We start from the raw sequence: 18,317 nt of genomic DNA on the forward strand, positions 1-18,317 counted from the left end.
CTCATTGAGGAACACGCTCCATGAATAACGCCATGCAACTGCTTCAGCCTTACCCTTTCGAGAAGCTGCGCGCCTTGCTGGCCGGCGTAACGCCCAATCCGGAAAAGCGTCCGGTAGCGCTGTCGATTGGCGAACCGAAGCACCGCTCCCCCGATTTCGTCGCCAAGGCGCTGGCAGACAACCTCGATCAGATGGCGGTCTACCCGACCACGCTGGGTATTCCGGCACTGCGCGAAGCCATCGCTGGCTGGTGCAGCCGTCGATTCGGCGTGCCACAGGGCTGGATCGATCCGGCGCGCAATGTATTACCGGTCAACGGCACCCGCGAAGCGCTGTTCGCCTTCACCCAGACCGTGGTCAATCGCAGTGATGACGGCCTGGTGATCAGCCCGAATCCGTTTTACCAAATCTATGAAGGCGCTGCGTTTCTGGCAGGAGCTCAGCCGCACTATCTGCCATGCCTGAGCGCGAAAGGTTTCAATCCCGACTTCGATGCCGTAAGCGCGGACATCTGGAAGCGTTGCCAGATCCTCTTTTTGTGCTCGCCGGGCAACCCGACCGGGGCACTGATTCCGCTTGAAACCCTGAAAAAGCTCATCGCCCTGGCCGACGAACATGACTTTGTCATTGCTGCCGACGAGTGCTACAGCGAACTGTACTTCGACGAGCAGACCCCGCCGCCGGGCCTGCTCAGCGCCTGCGTCGAACTGGGTCGCGAGGACTTCAAACGCTGCGTGGTCTTCCACAGCCTGTCCAAACGCTCCAATCTGCCGGGCCTGCGCTCAGGCTTCGTGGCAGGTGACGCCGAGATCCTCAAGGCCTTCCTGCTGTATCGCACCTATCACGGCTGCGCCATGCCGGTTCAAACTCAACTGGCCAGTATCGCCGCCTGGAATGATGAAGAGCACGTACGCGCCAACCGTGATCTGTATCGGGAGAAGTTCGCTGCGGTGCTCGACATCCTGACCCCGGTGCTCGACGTTCAGCGCCCGGACGGCGGCTTTTACCTGTGGCCGAATGTCGGCACCGATGACGCTGCATTTTGCCGCGATCTGTTTGTCGATCAGCACGTCACCGCAGTACCGGGTTCGTACCTTTCCCGCGAAGTGGACGGCGTCAACCCTGGCGCAGGCCGGGTACGTCTGGCGCTCGTGGCACCGCTGGCGGAATGCATCGAAGCGGCCGAACGTATCCGCGCATTCCTGAGCAAGTAAAAGCGAAAACCAGAAACCGCCCCGCCGCATGCAATGTGCGGCGGGGTAAGTAATTAGTTACCACCTCCCGCCCACGGCGTGAACATACCCTCAACCTTCATTTTTCATGCTTCCGGACACGAAGCGAACCACCATGAAGGCCAATCCCATGCCCACACCCGCTGCTACCCAAGGCGTAAAACTGCCCGCATCCTGCTGCATGCGCAGCGCTGGAAATCACCAGGCTTCGTATGAAGCAGCGATTCGCGAGAACCCTGCCAACGCGGCAATCACCCCTGCTCACCAAGCGGAAACGGGCGACGACACCGGCCAGCCAAGGCACCTGGCGCGCCTGATGGTTTCGTTCAGCAAGTACTGGGCTCGCGGAAGAACCCTGAAAGTTCTGTTTCTGAATAATCCTCCTGCCGTCCTCACCGCCCCCATCGTAGAAGCGGCACGCAAATGGCTGCCTCACATAAACCTGAAATTCGAGTTCGTGGCGGACGGCGCGAGCGATATCCGAATCGGCTTCAATGAACATCTGAACTGGAGCGCCATTGGCACCGACACCCTGCTGGCCGAGCCGCATGAATCGACCATGGAGTTCAACGTCAAAGAGTTGTACACGGCGGACCAGAAGCCCATGCCGGACCTGACGCGCATCGTGCTGCATGAATTCGGGCACGCGCTGGGCGCGGTTCACGAGCATCAGCATCCACAGGCAAACATCCCCTGGAACGAACCGCTGGTGCGCTCACTGCTTTCGCAAACCGGGCTGAGTGACGAAGAGATCAATACCAATTTTTTCGACCGGTACGAGGCCGCCGACTTCCACCACTCGGCTTACGACCGGGATTCGGTCATGCATTTCGATATCCCCAACGACCTGACCCTCGGCGACTTCGAGATTATCAATGTGGGCAAGACGCTCAGCAGCAATGACATCGCCGTGATGAGCGCCATCTATGCAGACCGCGGCAACTCAAAATTTGAAAAACCCTGACAGGGCAGCCTGCGAACACCTGCTGATCACGCTCCAGTCAACAGCGCGCCATTCGTTTCTAACGGGTGGCGTGTCCGCCGGAAAAGTTTGCTGACTACTCCCGGGTTCGCAATTTTTCAGCCACCCAGCCGACTGCCCAGCTTACGGGGTCATGAGACTGCATGGGCAGCAGCGGCTTTCCTTCCCGGGCAGCCAATCGCCCCTGAGCCTCGGCTTCACCGTGAATCCAGATGGTACTTTGCTTGAAACCCTCGGCACGTTGACGCTCCCTGTAATAACGTTGCCGGACAAGCGCTTCCTGACGCTTCTTTTCTTGCTCAGACATAACGCACCCAAACTTCAAATGAAGAGTAATAATTGCCCGCAGCGGCCAGCCACTCAAGCGTGGGCGGGTGAAGTTTTCTTAATGATGGTTAGCCTTATTATCTAGTTTCCGTTCAGTCACCGTACTGGCGCTGTCACAACACTGAACGGACTGACGTGGCATAATAGCCGGCTAAATTGCGAGGAGAGGACGTGGGGAGTATCGAGCAAGATCAGCCACCCCACCTTAAACAATGACTTACACTCTATTTGGCATCAAAGCCTGCGACACGATGAAAAAGGCTCGTACCTGGCTCGACGAGCATTCGGCGAGCTACGAATTTCACGACTACAAGACCCAGGGTATCGACCGTGAGCACCTCGAGCAGTGGTGCAATGAACACGGATGGCAGGTTGTGCTGAACCGCGCAGGCACGACCTTTCGCAAGCTCGAAGACGGACAAAAGGCCGATCTCGACCAGGCGAAAGCCATAGAACTGATGCTCGCGCAGCCGTCCATGATCAAGCGTCCAGTGCTTGATCTGGGCGATAAAACCCTGATCGGCTTCAAGCCTGACCTGTATGCAGCGGCTTTACAGTAAGCCAGAGCGCTACTGAAAGCCCCTTGATAAAGCCACGAGGTATTTACATGTCCACCACCCTGTTCAGCCTGGCCTTCGGCGTCGGCACCCAAAATCGTCAAGGCGCATGGCTTGAAGTGTTTTATGCTCAGCCTCTGATCAATCCTTCTGCGGAACTGGTCGCGGCTATCGCACCGGTTCTGGGTTACACCGGCGGCAACCAGGCAATCACTTTCAATGTAGACCTGGCCTACAAGCTGGCCGAAGCGGCCAAATCCGTAGACACGACTCAAGCCGCACTGCTGACTCGTCTGGCCGAAAGCCAGAAGCCGCTGGTCGCCACCCTGCTGGCTGAAGACGCCACACTGACGTCGACTCCCGAGGCGTACCTCAAGCTGCATCTGCTGTCGCATCGCCTGGTCAAGCCGCACGGTCTGAACCTGGCAGGCATCTTCCCTCTGCTGCCAAACGTGGCCTGGACCAGCCAGGGCGCGGTCGATCTGGTCGAACTGGCCGAGCGTCAGCTCGAAGCACGCCTGAAGGGCGAGCTGCTGGAAGTATTCTCGGTCGACAAATTTCCGAAAATGACCGATTACGTTGTGCCGAGCGGCGTTCGTATCGCTGACAGCGCTCGCGTGCGTCTGGGCGCCTACATCGGCGAAGGCACGACCGTCATGCACGAAGGTTTCGTCAACTTCAATGGCGGCACCGAAGGTCCGGGCATGATCGAAGGCCGCGTTTCCGCTGGCGTATTCGTCGGCAAGGGCTCGGATCTGGGCGGCGGCTGCTCGACCATGGGTACGCTGTCCGGTGGTGGCAACATCATCATCAAGGTCGGCGAAGGCTGCCTGATCGGTGCCAACGCCGGCATCGGCATCCCGCTGGGTGATCGCAACACCGTGGAGTCAGGTCTGTACGTGACCGCGGGTACCAAGGTCGCGCTGCTCGACGAAAACAATGAGCTGGTCAAGATCGTCAAGGCGCGCGAGCTGGCGGGTCAGACCGACCTGTTGTTCCGTCGCAACTCGCAGACCGGCGCGGTGGAATGCAAAACCCACAAGTCGGCCATCGAGCTGAACGAAGCACTGCACGCTCACAACTGATGCTGTGTGCGGGTTCAAGGCTGATGGCTTTGAACCCGCCTCCACACGCTGGACGAACAATGCCCCTCTTCTCTCCCTGGCGCGGCGACTTCCCCGCCCTCGCCGCTCTGCAACGGCAAGGCCAGACCTATCTGGACAACGCCGCCACGACGCAAAAGCCTCAGGCGCTGATCGACGCCCTGACTCATTACTATGCCAACGGTGCCGCCAACGTGCATCGTGCCCAGCATCTGCCCGGCGCGCACGCCACTCAAGCGTTCGAGGCCAGCCGTGGCAAGGCCGCCCACTGGCTGAATGCCGGCGAGAACGGCCAGATCATCTTCACCCACGGCGCAACGTCTGCGCTGAACCTGCTGGCCTACGGGCTGGAACATGAATTCGCTGCGGGCGACGAAATCGCCATCAGCGCGCTGGAACACCACGCCAATCTGCTGCCATGGCAGCAACTGGCTCAGCGTCGCGGCCTGAAACTGGTGGTTCTGCCGCTGGACATAGACGGCGTGGTCGACTGCGACGCGGCCGCCAGTCTGATCGGGCCGCGCACGCGCCTGCTTGCAGTCACCCAGCTGTCCAACGTACTCGGCACCTGGCAACCCCTCGCCCGCCTTATCGCACTGGCCAAAACCCAAGGCGCACTCACCGTCGTAGACGGCTCGCAAGGCGTGGTGCACGGACGCCACGATGTGCAGGCGCTGGGCTGCGATTTTTATGTGTTTTCCAGCCACAAGCTGTATGGTCCGGAAGGACTCGGTGTGCTTTACGGACGCAACGAGGCGTTGCCCAGCCTCGCGCATTGGCAGTTCGGCGGCGAGATGGTGCTGACCGCCGATTATCAGCACGCGAAATTTCGCCCGGCGCCACTGGGTTTCGAGGCGGGCACACCGCCCATCGCCAGCGTGATCGGTCTGGGTGCTACGCTGGCCTATCTGGACAGCCTCGACCATCAGGCGGTTGCAGAACATGAAGCCAGACTGCACCGCCGCCTGCTCGAGGGGCTGCAACAGCGGGACGGCATTCAGGTTCTGGGCTCGCCGGATCTGGCACTGGTCAGCTTCGTCGTCGAAGGCATTCACAATGCCGATCTGGCCCACCTGCTGACCGAGCAGGGCATTGCCGTGCGGGCGGGTCATCACTGCGCAATGCCGCTGTTCAAGACCCTTGGCCTGCCCGGCGCGATTCGGGCGTCACTGGCGCTGTACAACGATTCGGACGATCTGCTGCAGTTCTTCAGCGCGCTGGATCAGGCGCTGGAGCTGCTTCGATGAGCCTGCCCGCATTGGCACAAACTGCTCTAGACAGTTTCTCCCGGCCGCAAGGCTGGGAACAGCGCGCACGCCTGCTGATGCAATGGGGCGATCAACTTGCACCACTGAGTGACGAAGAAAGGACCGACGACAACCTGGTACACGGCTGTGAAAGCAAGGTCTGGCTGATCGGCGAAGTCAGCGACAACGCCTGGCTGTTCCGGGCTGGCAGCGACGCTCGACTGATTCGTGGTCTGGTGGCGCTGTTGCTGGCGCGAGTCAACGGCCTGTCGGAACGAGAGCTGGCAGCCGTGGATTTACCTGACTGGTTCAATCAACTGGGCCTCGCCCGCCAACTCTCACCCTCGCGCAGCAACGGCCTGAATGCTGTGCTGCAGAAGATGCGTCAGCTGACTCAAGCCTGATCGGGCGTGGCCAGCGCTGGCTTGATCCGCTCCGAAGGCCGACGCGTGCCTGCCACCAGCTTGTCCACTGCACGGGTAGCGGCCACCATGCCAAAGGTCGCGGTCACCATCATCACTGCGCCGAAACCACCGGCGCAATCGAGCTTTACGCCCTCGCCGACGAATTTCTTTTCCAGACAAATGCTCCCATCCGGTTTGGGGTAGCGCAGTTGCTCACTGGAAAACACACACGGGACGCTGTAGTGACGGTTCGGCGTGCGTGAAAAACCATAGTCCCGACGCAGGGTCGAGCGCACCTTGGAGGCCAGCGGGTCATTGAAGGTGCGGTTGAGGTCGGCGATCTGAATCAGGGTCGGATCGATCTGCCCACCCGCCCCGCCGGTGGTGACCATCTGAATCTTGCGCCGCTTGCACCATGAAATCAGCGCAGCCTTGGCGTTGACGCTGTCGATGCAATCGATCACGAAGTCCATGTCCGGGGTAATGCACTCGGCCATGGTGTCGCGGGTCACGAAATCAGCCACGGCGTGCACGATGCAATCGGGGTTGATCGCGCGGATACGCTCGGCCATCACCTCGACCTTCGGCCGACCCACCGTGCTGTCCAGTGCATGCAATTGGCGGTTGCTGTTACTGACACAGACATCGTCCATGTCGAACAGCGAGATCTCGCCCACGCCACTGCGCGCCATGGCTTCCGCCGCCCAGGAGCCCACGCCGCCGATACCCACCACCGCCACATGAGCCGCGCGCAGGCGTGCCAGCCCCTCGATGCCATATAGACGGGCGATGCCAGCGAAACGTGGATCTTCTGCACTCATGATCAATACCTCAAAAACCGGCGCGCATTATAGGGGTTTGTCGACGGCAAGACACCTGACTTGACGCGATCCCTGCCGACCGCTCGACAGCGACCCTTTTAGGGACCCCGAAGAAAAGACGCCAGGCATCGAAAGCCCAGGGGTGCGACCAAGGTTCACAAACGCGAATGCAACACGCCCCTCTCCATCCATTGCCTGACATATCCGCAGGGCACGATAAACGACGGCCTCAAGTCGTCGTTTTGCTTTAAGATATCCGCCTTTTCGCGCCCAAAGTCTTGCTACCGGAGTTCTGTACATGACGGCCCCAGCCGACCTCTCGCCCACCCTCCAACTCGCCTGCGATCTGATCCGCCGTCCGTCAGTGACGCCGGTCGATGCCGATTGCCAGACCGTGATGATGCAGCGCCTGGGCGATGCCGGCTTCAAGCTCGAGCCAATGCGTATCGAAGACGTCGACAACTTTTGGGCCACACACGGCACTACCGACGGCCCGGTACTGTGTTTCGCCGGTCACACCGACGTGGTTCCGACAGGTCCGCTGCAGAATTGGCAGAACGATCCGTTCGATGCGTTGATCGACGAGCACGGCATGCTCTGCGGACGCGGCGCGGCAGACATGAAAGGCAGTCTGGCAGCCATGCTGGTAGCCGCCGAACGCTTTGTCGCCGATCACCCTGATCACAAGGGCTCGGTGGCGTTCCTGATTACCAGCGACGAAGAAGGTCCGGCGCATCACGGCACCAAAGCCGTGGTCGAACGCCTCGCCGCGCGTAACGAACGTCTGGACTGGTGCATCGTCGGCGAGCCTTCGAGCACCACGCTGGTCGGCGATGTGGTCAAGAACGGTCGGCGCGGTTCGCTGGGTGCGACGCTGACGGTGCGTGGCAAGCAGGGCCATGTGGCTTACCCGCACCTGGCGAAGAATCCGATCCACCTGGCCGCGCCGGCCCTGGCCGAACTGGCCGCCGAGCACTGGGACCATGGCAACGATTTCTTCCCGCCGACCAGCTTCCAGATCTCCAATCTGAACGCTGGCACCGGAGCCACCAATGTCATCCCCGGCGATCTGGTGGCGGTCTTCAACTTCCGTTTTTCCACCGAGTCGACCGTCGAAGGCCTGCAGCAGCGCGTTGCCGACATCCTCGACAGGCATGAACTGGACTGGCATGTGGACTGGGCCTTGTCGGGCCTGCCGTTCCTGACCGAGCCGGGCGCGTTGCTGGACGCCGTGTCTTCCAGCATCAAAAGCGTCACGGGCCGTGACACCCAAGCCTCGACCAGCGGCGGAACCTCCGATGGTCGCTTCATCGCTACCCTCGGCACTCAAGTGGTCGAACTGGGGCCGGTCAACGCGACGATCCATCAGGTCAACGAACGTATTCTGGCCAGCGACCTCGATGTGCTGACCGAGATCTACTACCAGACCCTGGTCAAGTTGCTCGCCTGATGCTGACCTGCCCGATCTGCTCAGCACCGCTCAGCACTGCCGACAACGGCGTGGTGTGCCCGGCCAATCACCGTTTCGACCGAGCCCGTCAGGGCTACCTGAACCTGTTGCCGGTGCAGCACAAGAACAGCCGCGACCCCGGCGACAATCAGGCCATGGTCGAGGCGCGACGCGACTTTCTCAATGCCGGGCATTACGCTCCGGTAGCCCGCCGTCTGGCTGAACTGGCCGCCGAGCGATCCCCCGCGCACTGGCTGGACATCGGCTGCGGCGAAGGCTATTACACCGCGCAGATTGCCGAAGCCCTGCCCCATGCCGATGGCTACGCGCTGGACATCTCACGTGAAGCGGTCAAGCGTGCCTGCCGTCGTGACCCGAGGCTGACCTGGATGGTCGCCAGCATGGCCCGTGTGCCACTTCCGGATGCCAGTTGCCAGTTTCTGGCCAGCGTGTTCAGCCCGCTGGACTGGCAGGAAGCCAAGCGTTTGCTGACCCCGGGCGGTGGACTGATGCGGGTCGGCCCGACCAGCGAGCACCTGATGGAGCTGCGTCAGCGGCTCTATGATGAAGTACGCGATTACGCCGACGACAAGCACCTGTCGCTGGTGCCGCAAGGTATGCAGTTGCAACACAGCGAAACCCTGCGCTACACGCTGAAGCTGATCGACGGCCAGTCCCGCGCCGATCTGCTGGCCATGACACCTCACGGTTGGCGCGCCAGCGCCGAACGCCGTACGGCCGTCATCGAGCAACCAGGACCTTTCAAGGTCACCGTTTCCATGCGCTACGATTATTTCGTGCTGCAATAAGCATTCAACAGAGGCCCCCATGCGCCAACCCGATATCGAGATTTACCTGAAAGACGAAGACGTCGATCACAAGGCAATCGCCCAGTGGCTCGGCGACGCGCTGGGCTCCTGCAGCGAATGGAAGCAGAAAGGCCAGACCTGGAAATGCACAGCGGGCACTGTAGCCGTGACCTGGCTGCCCAGAGCGGTCGGCAAGTGGAACAGCCTGCATCTGGACAGCGATCAGACCCCGTGGGAAGACGACATCGCCTGTGCCCGCGCCGCATTCAAAGCCTTGAACGTCGAAGTACGTTGCGCTCCGGGCACCTGGGTTGAAGAAGAAAGCGACGAGACGGCCGACCGCTGGATACGCGTGAGCGCCGACGGCGAGGAAGAGATTACCTGGCGAACCTCGTAGGATTTTTCGCTGCGACGTTCCTGATGCATGCCGTCGTGAGGTGAGCCCGGTTCGGCAAGCGGTCATTCGGACTTGATCCGCTCAGCCGACACACCGGTGCTTTTGCCGATCGCTTCGGGATACGTCACACTGGCGCCCATCCAGGGCAGCCGCCCGCCCCTCACTCAGCAGAATCCGTATGACCCGCTCTCCATTCCGTCGTCTTGTGTTCGGCACCCTGCGCCGGTTGTTGTATCTCTGGGTTCGCTCGGAAACCATCAATCAATCGTCTTTTACGCTGAATCTGGACCGCAGTCGCCCGGTGTTCTATGCACTGCAATCGCCATCAATCAGCGATCTGGCAGTGATCGACACAGAATGCCGCAAGGCCGGTCTGCCTCGTCCGGTCCTGTCGGTGGCGGTCGGCAACCTGATCGAACCCGCCGCATTCTTTTACCTGACACCCGCCCCCGACTGGCTCGGTCGCCAGGACAAGCGTGGTGCGCCACCGACGCTGGAGCGTGTGGTCGCCGCCGTCAGCCAGAACCCCAACGAAGACGCTCAGATCATCCCGGTCAGCGTGTTCTGGGGCCAGTCACCGGACCGCGAGTCCAGTGCCTGGAAGCTGCTGTTTGCCGACAGCTGGGCGGTGACCGGTCGGTTGCGCCGCCTGGTTAGCATCCTTATTCTGGGCCGCAAGACCCGCGTGCAGTTTTCCGCGCCCATCCACATGCGCGAACTGGTAGGTGAAAACAAGGGTTACGAGCTGACGCTGCGCATGACCCAGCGTCTGCTGCGCGTTCACTTCCGCAACCTGAAAAGCGCCGTGATCGGCCCGGACGTGTCGCACCGGCGCACGGTGGTCAAAGGTCTGCTGGACGAGCCGCTGGTCAAGCAGGCGATCATCGAAGAGGCCGAGCGTGAACACATCACCCAGGAAAAGGCCCGGGAACGGGCGCTGAGCTACGGCAACGAGATCGCCTCGGACTACACCTATTCGGTGATCCGCTTCATGGAAGTGGTCCTCAGCTGGTTCTGGAACAAGATCTACGACGGCATCAAGGTCAGCCACATCGAAGGCGTTCAGGAAGTCGCGCCGGGACACGAAGTCATTTATGTGCCTTGCCACCGCAGCCATATCGATTACCTGCTGCTGTCTTACCTGCTGTTTCGCAACGGCCTGACGCCGCCGCACATCGCCGCCGGCATCAACCTGAATATGCCTGTGGTCGGCAGCCTGCTGCGACGTGGCGGGGCATTTTTCATGCGCCGCACATTCAAGGGTAACCCGCTGTATACGGCGGTGTTCACCGAGTACCTGCACACGCTGTTCATCAAGGGCTTTCCGGTCGAATACTTTGTCGAAGGCGGTCGCTCGCGCACCGGGCGCATGCTGCAACCGAAAACCGGCATGCTCGCCATCACCCTGCGCAGCTTCCTGCGCAACTCGCGGATGCCCATTGTCTTCGTCCCGGTGTACATCGGCTACGAGCGTGTTCTGGAAGGCCGCACGTATCTGGGCGAGTTGCGCGGGGCAACCAAGAAGAAAGAGTCGATTTTCGATATCTTCAAAGTCATCGGCGCGCTGAAGCAGCGCTTCGGCCAGGTCTCGGTGAACTTCGGTGCGCCCATCAAGCTGGCCGAGTTTCTCGATGGCGAACAACCGGACTGGCGCGAACAGCAACTGGCCCCGCAATTTCGCCCCGAATGGCTGAGCGAGACCACCCACCGCCTGGGTGAGCGTGTCGCCCAGCATCTGAACGAAGCCGCTGCCGTCAACCCGATGAACCTGGTTGCCGTGGCGTTGCTGTCGACGCAAAGACTGGCGCTCGACGATCAGGCCATGGAGCGGGTTCTCGATCTGTATCTGACCCTGCTACGCGCCGTTCCGTACTCCCCGCACACGACACTGCCGGAAGGTGATGGCCGCTCGCTGATCGAACATGTCAAAGGCATGGACCTGCTCGCCGAGCAAAAAGATGCGCTGGGCAAAATTCTGTACCTGAACGAACAGAATGCGGTGTTGATGACGTACTACCGCAACAACGTCCTGCACATCTTCGCCCTGCCCTCACTGCTGGCGAGCTTTTTCCAGAGCTCGTCGCGCATGACCCGCGAACAGATCCTGCGCTACACACGTGCGCTGTACCCGTTCCTGCAATCGGAACTGTTCATTCGCTGGCCGCTGAACGAGCTGGATGAGGTGGTCGATCAATGGCTGGCGGCGTTCGTGGAACAAGGTCTGTTGCGCTTCAAAAAGGACGCCTACGTGCGCCCGGAGCCCAGCTCCCGCGAGTTCGTATTGCTGACGCTGTTGTCGCGCGCCATCGCCCAGACCCTGCAGCGTTTCTACATGGCCATCGCCTTGTTGCTCAACAGCGGGCAGAACACGCTGAGCCCAGAGCAGCTTGAGGACCTGTGCACGGTCATGGCCCAGCGCCTGTCGATCCTGCACGGCCTCAATGCCCCGGAGTTCTTCGACAAGAGCCTGTTCCGGCACTTCATCCAGACCCTGCTGGACCTGGAGGTTCTGCGCAAGGACAGTGCGGGCAAGCTGAGCTATCACCCGATGCTGGGCGAGCTGGCAGAAGGGGCAGCCAAGCGTGTATTGCCTGCCGAAATCCGCCTTTCGATCCGGCAAGTGGCCTTGCACAGCAATGAAGAGGAGCAGGATGTGGGAAGCGATCAAGAGAAAACGTAGGGCTTTTCCGTAACCTGACAGGGATTTTTAGACAGCTGTTCTCTGCTCTCTGGCCTCTGCCAGGGTTCGGTATGTGCCGATGACCGGGATTTATCAAATAAGGGGGCAAGTGCCTGTCGCGACTTCCTGATACGCTTGATCACGCACCGCACCACTATCGACCCGGGTTCAGGTCAGAACCCACTTCAACAAGGACGCTCTCATGCCTCGTTTTTCCTTCACCCTGGCCGGCCTGTGCGCTGGCCTTCTGTTGTCGACCAACGTCTTCGCGCTGTCGCTGAGCGACCTCTCGCAGTCGGACGCGACCGGTGGGCTCAAGGATGCCCTGACTCAGGGCGCGCAGGTCGCCGTCAAACAGCTCGGCGTTCCCGGCGGTTTCAGCAAAAATGAAGAGGTGCGCATCGAGCTGCCGGGCAAACTCGGCCAGATCGCGAAAAAAATGAAAATGCTGGGCATGGGCACTCAGGTCGATCAGCTGGAAACCAGCATGAACCAGGCCGCAGAAGCCGCAGTCCCTCAAGCTCAGGCACTGCTTGTCGATGCAGTGAAAAAGATGAGCGTAACTGATGCCAAGGCCATTCTCGGTGGCGGCAAGGACTCGGCGACCCAGTACCTGAGCAGCACCAGCCGCGAGCAGATCCGCGCCAGGTTCCTGCCTATCGTCAAGAAGTCCACTGATCAGGTGGGTCTGGCCCAGAAGTACAATGCCTTTGCCGGCAAAGCCGCAGCGCTTGGCGCACTGGACAGCAAAAATGCCAACCTTGAAAGCTACGTGACCGAACAAGCGCTGAACGGGCTGTTCGAAATGATCGCCAAACAGGAAGAAACCATCCGCGCCAACCCTGCCGCCGCCGCTACGGGGCTGGCGAAGAAGGTGTTTGGCGCGCTTTGAGTGCAGGGTTTGCGCCTGTATTCACAGGCGCATCTGCGTTTGACTCTGCCCCGGGCGGTCGACGATAGGCGCTATACACCACTCTCGTCTGTGGCTGCCTTGGGCTTCAAGGCCTTCTTCGGATAGATGTCGTAGCGGCTGGATTTGCCGTCCAGTGCATAACCCGGCTTGAGGCCGTCAATGCAGGGTGCCTTGCGCGGGCGTTTGACCACCACGCGATGGGTGGCAAGCGCCAGTGCTGCTTCCAGTAACGCAGGCGCGTCCATGTCATCGCCGACCAGTGGCCGGAACAGACGCATTTCCTTTTTCACCAGTGCGGTCTTTTCCCGGTGCGGAAACATCGGGTCCAGGTAGATGACCTGGGGCGGCTCCCCTGCCCAGGCGCGGATGATGTCGATCGAGTTGCCGGTCAACAGCTGCATCCGGGCGATGATAGAACCGACATCACGATCACCGCGCCCGCGGGCCAGACCGTCTTCCAGCAATGCAGCGATGATCGGCTGACGCTCGATCAGGCTCATGTCGCAGCCCAGACTTGCCAGCACGAACGCATCCTTGCCAAGACCTGCCGTTGCATCCAGCACGCTGGGGCGAATACCTGGCTGAATACCGACCGCCTTGGCAATCATCTGCCCGGTCCCGCCACCGAACAGCCGCCGATGAGCCACTGCACCCTCGACAAAATCGACACGTACTGCGCCCGGTGCATCATCACCCAACTGCTGCAATTGCAGCCCGTCGTCAGTCAATTGCAGTGCAAAATCAGCTTGCGCGTCGCTCAACGGCAGGCCCAGGCGCTGCGCCCACTGCGCCGCCAGCTCCTGTCCGCCAGCGGCCAGGGCTTCAACCCGGATACGACTGCCTGCTTGCTGCTCAATCATTGCGTTTACACACTCAAAAATTGTTAATGATCGGCAAAGTCTGCCGATAACCAAGTATCCGGCATTTTGCCAGACCCAAGGCCAGTACTGATCGCTATGTCAGAGATTGTTCAATCATCCATCGGCTATTTGTCGCACTCAGGCGACTTTAGCGTAAGCAACAGCCGCACACTCGGTGGTGTGACACAGCTGTGGTCGGATGCATTTGCCCGGGCGATGGCGGATCAGGTCAGTGACAGCGCTCCAGTAGCCGTGCACCCGACGGCTGTCGAGGTGGATGTAGAAACAGGCGAACCGGTCGCTGGCGCAAAAACCCTGAGCAAGATCGTCGAGCAACGTGCCTGCCCGGTCACCGACACCGAGGTCAAGCCTCCGGAGCCGCTGTTCCTGCCGATTGCCGAGTTTGACCTGGATCTGCTGCCTCCACCTGCAGAACCGTTCAGCATGGCTGAAATGATCGAACAGCAACGCAACCTGGAATTCGAGAGCCACTGGGTGCGCCCTACCGTTCTGAACCCTTATGACGATAGCGTCAAACCAGGCCCTGGCCCGCAACCACGCCCGCTTCATCTACCGATTGCCGAGTTCGAATGGGAACTGGCCGACAAGCCTGCCCTGCCCCTGGATGAGCAGACCATCGCCGCTCAACAACGCCAGTTCGACTACGAGAACAGCTGGGCACGCCCACTGATACTGCAGAACCTGCGGATGGCGGCATAAGCCCCGAACGCTCCTGCCTGCAGCTTACAGACTCTCTACCTGCACACCGACCAACGCCCCATGTCGACGTGAAAGTGATCGCGATGCGCCGCGTTGTACTCAGGCCCGAGCACCGTGCTGAAGTTTTTGCACGCGCCGTCACGTAACAGCCTCAGAAAACGCCCCTTGTCGCCTTTGTCGTCCCAATCCTTGAGAACACCGATGCGCTGACCGTCTGCCAGGCGAAAACCTGCCATGTCCAGCGCATTGGCCGTCGCGTGCTGGCTGAGCCGAGCGTTGGCGCGGTTGTAGATATTGCGGCAGGCGAAGCTGCCCAAGTGATCGATCCGCGCTACCCGCTGGCCGAAAACTGCCTGGGCAGCAGGTTGCAACGTGTGAATATCAAATAGCGCATAGGCGACCGCCAACGGACAGCTGGCCAGAAAGCTGCTGCTCAGCGCCACTTCGCCACCCTGGATGCGCAGGGTATTTTCCAGAGGGCAACGGGCAGAAGGGTCACTGTCGGCCTGGCGACTGAAACGCAACCCTGACGAACTCAGCACCTGATCGCACAGCGCAGCATCGTTCTGCAGTCGCGACAGTTTGTAGGGCGTCAGAAAGTTGGGCTCGGCCCGCACATCCAGTGGCGCCCAGGGATTCCAGCGCTCGGGTACATCGACCCAGCCACGCCAGACTGCGAACGCTCCCATTGCGCAGAGCGCCAAGAATACCAGCAGCACACGCATGCTCAACCCTCGCGCCGGACAACAGGCGCGAATCGGACGAAGCGTTTGTAAACAGGGGCAAAACAGCGCAGTTGCGAATCCATAAGCGGGCTCTCCACAAGGTCGGACTCTATCAGCCCACACCTGGAAGACCTCAGAGCAAGCCCAACTGTTCCACCTTAGGCCCGCGATCCAGTTCGAACAATGCCGGCAAGCCAGGCAATCGAGTCATCAGTTGCTGATGAAAACGCATGGCCTGCTCGGCCGCCTTGATGTTGTCCGGCGTGTGCAGAAAGACATAAGGCGTGCGCCCCTCTTCAATCCACACAGCGACCTTTTCCACCCATTGCACCAGAAACTGATCGTTGGCCTCCAGGTCCGGACCGCCGATGAAACGAACCTGGGGAAACAGCGTCAGCGCAGCCGGACGAGGCGGCACTTTGGGCTTTTTCGATTGAGCGTGCAGGACTGCTGGATCACTCGAGACGCAGCTGAACAATGCCCGGGAATCGAGACAGATGCGCTCGACGCCTCGGTCCAGCAACAGACGATTGAGCATGCGCTCTTCGTCACCTTTCATGAAAAACGCCATGTTGCGCACCTCTACGGCGAGCGGCACGTTGAGCTCGTCAAGAAAGCCGGCCAGCTCGGCCAGACGCTGCGCTGTGAAGCTGGCCGGCAACTGCAGCCAGAACGGCGCGATCCGTCCGCCCAGCGGCGCGAGCAGGCGGATGAATTCCTCAGCGGCGCCTACCTGCTCACGAAGGTCGCCGTTGTGGCTGATGTCTTTATGGAATTTGGCGGTGAAGCGGAAATCGTCCGGCATTGTTTCTGCCCAGCGCTGCACCGTGGTGGCGGCGGGACGGGCATAGAACGTGGTGTTGCCTTCAACAGCATTGAATACCTGAGAGTAGAGACTCAGGAAATCATTGGGGCGGGCATCTTCGGGGTACAGCGACTCGCGCCAGGCGTTTTCACTCCATGACGGACAACCGACGTAGTAAGGCAGGCGAGACACAATCAGACGTGCAGATCGAGCCCCGATACTTCAAGGTCCCAATCGACAAAACTGGCAGTGGCCATATAACTGGCCAACGCGTGGGCGACACGAGAGCTCATGGAGCGCGGGAAAATGATGTCTTGCGGACGAGCAGGTACGTTGGCAGTGCTGCCAATCGGTGAATCACCCGTTTCACGGCGAGCGCGCGCTGGGGGCGGCGGCAACTCGGCATCAACTACGACTTCCTCAAAAGAACCTTCGACTGTCGAAGGCGTTTTCTGCGGCTTTCGCTTGATGGGGTATGAGCGTGATGAGGTTCCGTCTATGCGCATCGATTATGTACTCGGCGTCGATAGTGGCAATTTAGCGTTACTGCCTTGTAGTTCGCAAATTGCTTAACGATAACTAGACCACATATCTTGCAACTTGTTATCGCCAAATGAGATTAAAGACCATTCAGACGATAAACGGTAGATGGCAAATTGATATTTTTTCAGCACTGGCTGACAGATTGGCGAGTATTGAAAGGCATTTTCATGAAACGCGGCGGGCACTGTGCAATACCGGCCCCCTTCAGTCAACGCGCCTTCGGCGTTGCCACCTTGTCACGCAGGTAAACCGGCTGAGCGTCATCTGCGGGCAGCGCTTCGCCGCGGTGCCAGGCAAAGGTCGCCAGCGTCAACAGATCCTGCGCGTGGGGCAGCAGGCCTGCATCATGGCCTGCCGGGATGACCGGAATACGCTCTGCATAGCCCCAGCCTGTGCCGGCACCAAACCATTCACCGCTGGCGTGCGCAGGCAGCGCGGCCAATTCGGGAGCCATTACAGCTTCGTCGCCCAATAGACGCATCTCTCCGGCGCTCTCGTGATAGCAGCCCCAGTACACCTCGTCCATACGTGCATCGATGGCCGATGCCACCTGCGACACGCCATGCTCGCGGTAGGCGCGCTGCGCCAGCACGGCAAGATTCGATACGGGCAGCACCGGACGCTCCAGGGCAAATGCCAGGCCTTGCACGACGCCGATGGCAATGCGCACGCCGGTGAATGCACCGGGACCGCGTCCGAAAGCGATGGCGTCCAACGCGGACATGGCAATGCCCGCCTCGGCCATCAGGCTTTTGATCATGGGCAGCAGCCGCTGGGCGTGCAGGCGTGGGATCACCTCGTAGTGGCTCAGCACTTTGCCGTCATGCAGCAAAGCGACCGAGCAGGCTTCAGTGGCGGTGTCCAGGGCCAGCAAGGTGGTCATCGGTGTTTCCGTCGTGGTCAATGTGAAAAGTGCAGCAGTATAAATGACAAATGGCCCGCAAGCGGGCCATTTATTGTTCAGCCTGCAAGCCTCAGCTCAAGGCTTTCAGTACTTTTGCAGTGATGTCCTCGACCGAGCCGACGCCCGGAATATGGCTGCATTTTGGCTTGCCGTTCTTCGCTTGCAGCTGGCTGTAGAACTCGACCAGCGGCTTGGTCTGGGCGTGGTACACCGCCAGGCGATGACGCACGGTCTCTTCGACGTCGTCCTTGCGCTGCAGCAGCGGCTCGCCAGTCACATCATCGATACCTTCGACCTTCGGCGGATTGAAGATGGTGTGGTAGATGCGCCCGGAACCTTCGTGAACCCGGCGGCCGGACATGCGCTTGACGATTTCTTCGTCATCGACGGCGATTTCCAGCACATGGTCGATTTCCAGACCGGCTTTCAGCAGGGCTTCGGCTTGTGGAATGGTGCGCGGGAAGCCATCGAACAGCACGCCGTTCGCGCAGTCCGGCTCGGCCAGGCGGTCCTTGATCAGGCCGATGATCAGGTCATCGGAAACCAGACCGCCCGAGTCCATGACGCTCTTGGCCTTCAGGCCCAGCTCGGTTTCAGCCTTGACTGCAGCGCGCAGCATGTCGCCTGTCGAAACCTGCGGGATGCCGAACTTTTCAGTGATGAATTTTGCCTGAGTACCTTTACCGGCCCCGGGAGCTCCCAGCAGAATCACGCGCATCGTCATGCTCCTCAAATTTTTTATAGTGAAATCATCGGATTCGCCTCGGGGGCCAATCTAAAAAATGAATCAGGCCAATAGGCCGAAAGGCTGATCAAGATACACAGCAGACCGAGGCCG

At 60.3% G+C, this 18,317-nt stretch carries 20 protein-coding genes; 12 read left to right on the forward strand and 8 right to left on the reverse strand.

The window, feature by feature from the left end; all coding sequences use genetic code 11:
- The first annotated feature begins 20 nt into the window (after positions 1-20).
- Both dapC and JOE33_RS07615 read left to right on the forward strand, forming a co-directional pair.
- Complete coding sequence (gene dapC / locus JOE33_RS07610; protein ID WP_010434218.1) at positions 21-1,214, forward strand: succinyldiaminopimelate transaminase; 1,194 nt, start codon at positions 21-23, stop codon at positions 1,212-1,214.
- 133 nt (positions 1,215-1,347) lie between these two features.
- Entirely contained in the window at positions 1,348-2,196 is an 849-nt protein-coding gene (locus JOE33_RS07615; protein ID WP_187625102.1) for a matrixin family metalloprotease, read from the forward strand.
- 94 nt (positions 2,197-2,290) lie between these two features.
- Here JOE33_RS07615 and JOE33_RS07620 read toward each other — a convergent pair whose 3' ends face one another.
- Positions 2,291-2,521, reverse strand: coding sequence for a hypothetical protein (locus JOE33_RS07620; protein WP_010434214.1), 231 nt, complete (start codon positions 2,519-2,521; stop codon positions 2,291-2,293).
- A gap of 232 nt (positions 2,522-2,753) precedes the next feature.
- On the opposite strand from JOE33_RS07620, the gene JOE33_RS07625 reads away from it, so the two are divergent.
- From JOE33_RS07625 to JOE33_RS07640, 4 genes are read left to right on the forward strand one after another with little or no spacing between them, the layout of a single operon-like run.
- Positions 2,754-3,101, forward strand: coding sequence for an ArsC family reductase (locus tag JOE33_RS07625; protein WP_003314287.1), 348 nt, complete (start codon positions 2,754-2,756; stop codon positions 3,099-3,101).
- Positions 3,102-3,148: 47 nt separating this feature from the next.
- On the forward strand, positions 3,149-4,183 hold the full coding sequence (gene dapD, locus JOE33_RS07630; protein WP_054994280.1) for a 2,3,4,5-tetrahydropyridine-2,6-dicarboxylate N-succinyltransferase: 1,035 nt from the start codon (positions 3,149-3,151) through the stop codon (positions 4,181-4,183).
- 59 nt (positions 4,184-4,242) lie between these two features.
- Positions 4,243-5,448, forward strand: coding sequence for a cysteine desulfurase (locus JOE33_RS07635; protein WP_187625103.1), 1,206 nt, complete (start codon positions 4,243-4,245; stop codon positions 5,446-5,448).
- Complete coding sequence (locus JOE33_RS07640) at positions 5,445-5,852, forward strand: SufE family protein (RefSeq protein WP_010434210.1); 408 nt, start codon at positions 5,445-5,447, stop codon at positions 5,850-5,852. The genes JOE33_RS07635 and JOE33_RS07640 overlap by 4 nt, the downstream gene beginning before the upstream one ends.
- On the opposite strand, the gene tcdA is transcribed toward JOE33_RS07640, so the two are convergent.
- Positions 5,843-6,673, reverse strand: a complete 831-nt coding sequence (gene tcdA / locus JOE33_RS07645) for a tRNA cyclic N6-threonylcarbamoyladenosine(37) synthase TcdA (RefSeq protein ID WP_010434209.1) — start codon at positions 6,671-6,673, stop codon at positions 5,843-5,845. The two genes, JOE33_RS07640 and tcdA, sit on opposite strands and share 10 nt — an antisense overlap.
- 298 nt (positions 6,674-6,971) lie before the next feature.
- Here tcdA and dapE point away from each other — a divergent pair, with 298 nt between their 5' ends.
- The 5 genes from dapE (at position 6,972) to JOE33_RS07670 (ending at position 12,901) form a co-directional block, all read left to right on the forward strand.
- On the forward strand, positions 6,972-8,123 hold the full coding sequence (gene dapE / locus JOE33_RS07650) for a succinyl-diaminopimelate desuccinylase (RefSeq protein ID WP_096138774.1): 1,152 nt from the start codon (positions 6,972-6,974) through the stop codon (positions 8,121-8,123).
- A complete protein-coding gene (locus JOE33_RS07655) occupies positions 8,123-8,932 on the forward strand; it encodes a putative RNA methyltransferase (protein ID WP_032616008.1) in 810 nt (269 codons plus the stop codon). Before dapE ends, JOE33_RS07655 begins: the two co-directional genes overlap by 1 nt.
- Positions 8,933-8,951: 19 nt before the next feature.
- The gene (locus JOE33_RS07660) at positions 8,952-9,329 is read left to right on the forward strand and encodes a hypothetical protein (protein WP_003415513.1); all 378 of its coding nucleotides are present in this window, start codon (positions 8,952-8,954) and stop codon (positions 9,327-9,329) included.
- Between the two features lie 178 nt (positions 9,330-9,507).
- Positions 9,508-12,009: a glycerol-3-phosphate 1-O-acyltransferase PlsB gene (plsB, locus tag JOE33_RS07665; protein WP_096243118.1), complete on the forward strand. Its 2,502-nt coding sequence runs from the start codon at positions 9,508-9,510 to the stop codon at positions 12,007-12,009.
- A gap of 202 nt (positions 12,010-12,211) precedes the next feature.
- Positions 12,212-12,901, forward strand: coding sequence for a DUF4197 domain-containing protein (locus JOE33_RS07670; protein WP_010434196.1), 690 nt, complete (start codon positions 12,212-12,214; stop codon positions 12,899-12,901).
- A gap of 71 nt (positions 12,902-12,972) precedes the next feature.
- On the opposite strand, the gene JOE33_RS07675 is transcribed toward JOE33_RS07670, so the two are convergent.
- A complete protein-coding gene (locus JOE33_RS07675) occupies positions 12,973-13,782 on the reverse strand; it encodes a class I SAM-dependent methyltransferase (protein WP_032616002.1) in 810 nt (269 codons plus the stop codon).
- A 96-nt stretch (positions 13,783-13,878) separates the two neighbouring features.
- Between JOE33_RS07675 and JOE33_RS07680 the strand changes: the two genes are divergently transcribed.
- Positions 13,879-14,502 (forward strand): hypothetical protein, encoded by a 624-nt coding sequence (locus tag JOE33_RS07680; RefSeq protein ID WP_010434192.1) that lies wholly within the window; start codon positions 13,879-13,881, stop codon positions 14,500-14,502.
- A gap of 35 nt (positions 14,503-14,537) precedes the next feature.
- Here the strand turns inward: JOE33_RS07680 and JOE33_RS07685 are convergent, their stop codons facing one another.
- The 5 genes from JOE33_RS07685 to adk form a co-directional block, all read right to left on the reverse strand.
- A complete protein-coding gene (locus JOE33_RS07685; RefSeq protein WP_122693614.1) occupies positions 14,538-15,227 on the reverse strand; it encodes an extensin family protein in 690 nt (229 codons plus the stop codon).
- Positions 15,228-15,360: 133 nt separating this feature from the next.
- Positions 15,361-16,224 (reverse strand): DUF72 domain-containing protein, encoded by an 864-nt coding sequence (locus JOE33_RS07690; protein ID WP_187625104.1) that lies wholly within the window; start codon positions 16,222-16,224, stop codon positions 15,361-15,363.
- A 2-nt stretch (positions 16,225-16,226) separates the two neighbouring features.
- Positions 16,227-16,538 (reverse strand): hypothetical protein, encoded by a 312-nt coding sequence (locus JOE33_RS07695; RefSeq protein WP_003364898.1) that lies wholly within the window; start codon positions 16,536-16,538, stop codon positions 16,227-16,229.
- Between the two features lie 245 nt (positions 16,539-16,783).
- The gene (gene tsaB, locus JOE33_RS07700) at positions 16,784-17,458 is read right to left on the reverse strand and encodes a tRNA (adenosine(37)-N6)-threonylcarbamoyltransferase complex dimerization subunit type 1 TsaB (RefSeq protein ID WP_096125088.1); all 675 of its coding nucleotides are present in this window, start codon (positions 17,456-17,458) and stop codon (positions 16,784-16,786) included.
- A gap of 91 nt (positions 17,459-17,549) precedes the next feature.
- The gene (gene adk, locus JOE33_RS07705; RefSeq protein WP_010434184.1) at positions 17,550-18,197 is read right to left on the reverse strand and encodes an adenylate kinase; all 648 of its coding nucleotides are present in this window, start codon (positions 18,195-18,197) and stop codon (positions 17,550-17,552) included.
- Positions 18,198-18,317: the final 120 nt, after the last annotated feature.

The organism is Pseudomonas sp. PvP027, from assembly GCF_017833005.1.
Classification (GTDB): domain Bacteria; phylum Pseudomonadota; class Gammaproteobacteria; order Pseudomonadales; family Pseudomonadaceae; genus Aquipseudomonas; species Aquipseudomonas congelans.

Bases quoted from the DNA above. Each gene is read 5' to 3' on its own strand.
- JOE33_RS07635 (WP_187625103.1), top strand. From the start codon at position 4,243: ATGCCCCTCTTCTCTCCCTGGCGCGGCGACTTCCCCGCCCTCGCCGCT.
- adk (WP_010434184.1), bottom strand. From the start codon at position 18,197: ATGCGCGTGATTCTGCTGGGAGCTCCCGGGGCCGGTAAAGGTACTCAG.
- JOE33_RS07685 (WP_122693614.1), bottom strand. From the start codon at position 15,227: ATGCGTGTGCTGCTGGTATTCTTGGCGCTCTGCGCAATGGGAGCGTTC.
- plsB (WP_096243118.1), top strand. From the start codon at position 9,508: ATGACCCGCTCTCCATTCCGTCGTCTTGTGTTCGGCACCCTGCGCCGG.
- tcdA (WP_010434209.1), bottom strand. From the start codon at position 6,673: ATGAGTGCAGAAGATCCACGTTTCGCTGGCATCGCCCGTCTATATGGC.
- JOE33_RS07680 (WP_010434192.1), top strand. From the start codon at position 13,879: ATGTCAGAGATTGTTCAATCATCCATCGGCTATTTGTCGCACTCAGGC.
- dapC (WP_010434218.1), top strand. From the start codon at position 21: ATGAATAACGCCATGCAACTGCTTCAGCCTTACCCTTTCGAGAAGCTG.
- tsaB (WP_096125088.1), bottom strand. From the start codon at position 17,458: ATGACCACCTTGCTGGCCCTGGACACCGCCACTGAAGCCTGCTCGGTC.
- JOE33_RS07670 (WP_010434196.1), top strand. From the start codon at position 12,212: ATGCCTCGTTTTTCCTTCACCCTGGCCGGCCTGTGCGCTGGCCTTCTG.
- JOE33_RS07640 (WP_010434210.1), top strand. From the start codon at position 5,445: ATGAGCCTGCCCGCATTGGCACAAACTGCTCTAGACAGTTTCTCCCGG.
- dapD (WP_054994280.1), top strand. From the start codon at position 3,149: ATGTCCACCACCCTGTTCAGCCTGGCCTTCGGCGTCGGCACCCAAAAT.
- dapE (WP_096138774.1), top strand. From the start codon at position 6,972: ATGACGGCCCCAGCCGACCTCTCGCCCACCCTCCAACTCGCCTGCGAT.
- JOE33_RS07675 (WP_032616002.1), bottom strand. From the start codon at position 13,782: ATGATTGAGCAGCAAGCAGGCAGTCGTATCCGGGTTGAAGCCCTGGCC.
- JOE33_RS07615 (WP_187625102.1), top strand. From the start codon at position 1,348: ATGAAGGCCAATCCCATGCCCACACCCGCTGCTACCCAAGGCGTAAAA.
- JOE33_RS07625 (WP_003314287.1), top strand. From the start codon at position 2,754: ATGACTTACACTCTATTTGGCATCAAAGCCTGCGACACGATGAAAAAG.
- JOE33_RS07620 (WP_010434214.1), bottom strand. From the start codon at position 2,521: ATGTCTGAGCAAGAAAAGAAGCGTCAGGAAGCGCTTGTCCGGCAACGT.
- JOE33_RS07695 (WP_003364898.1), bottom strand. From the start codon at position 16,538: ATGCGCATAGACGGAACCTCATCACGCTCATACCCCATCAAGCGAAAG.
- JOE33_RS07655 (WP_032616008.1), top strand. From the start codon at position 8,123: ATGCTGACCTGCCCGATCTGCTCAGCACCGCTCAGCACTGCCGACAAC.
- JOE33_RS07660 (WP_003415513.1), top strand. From the start codon at position 8,952: ATGCGCCAACCCGATATCGAGATTTACCTGAAAGACGAAGACGTCGAT.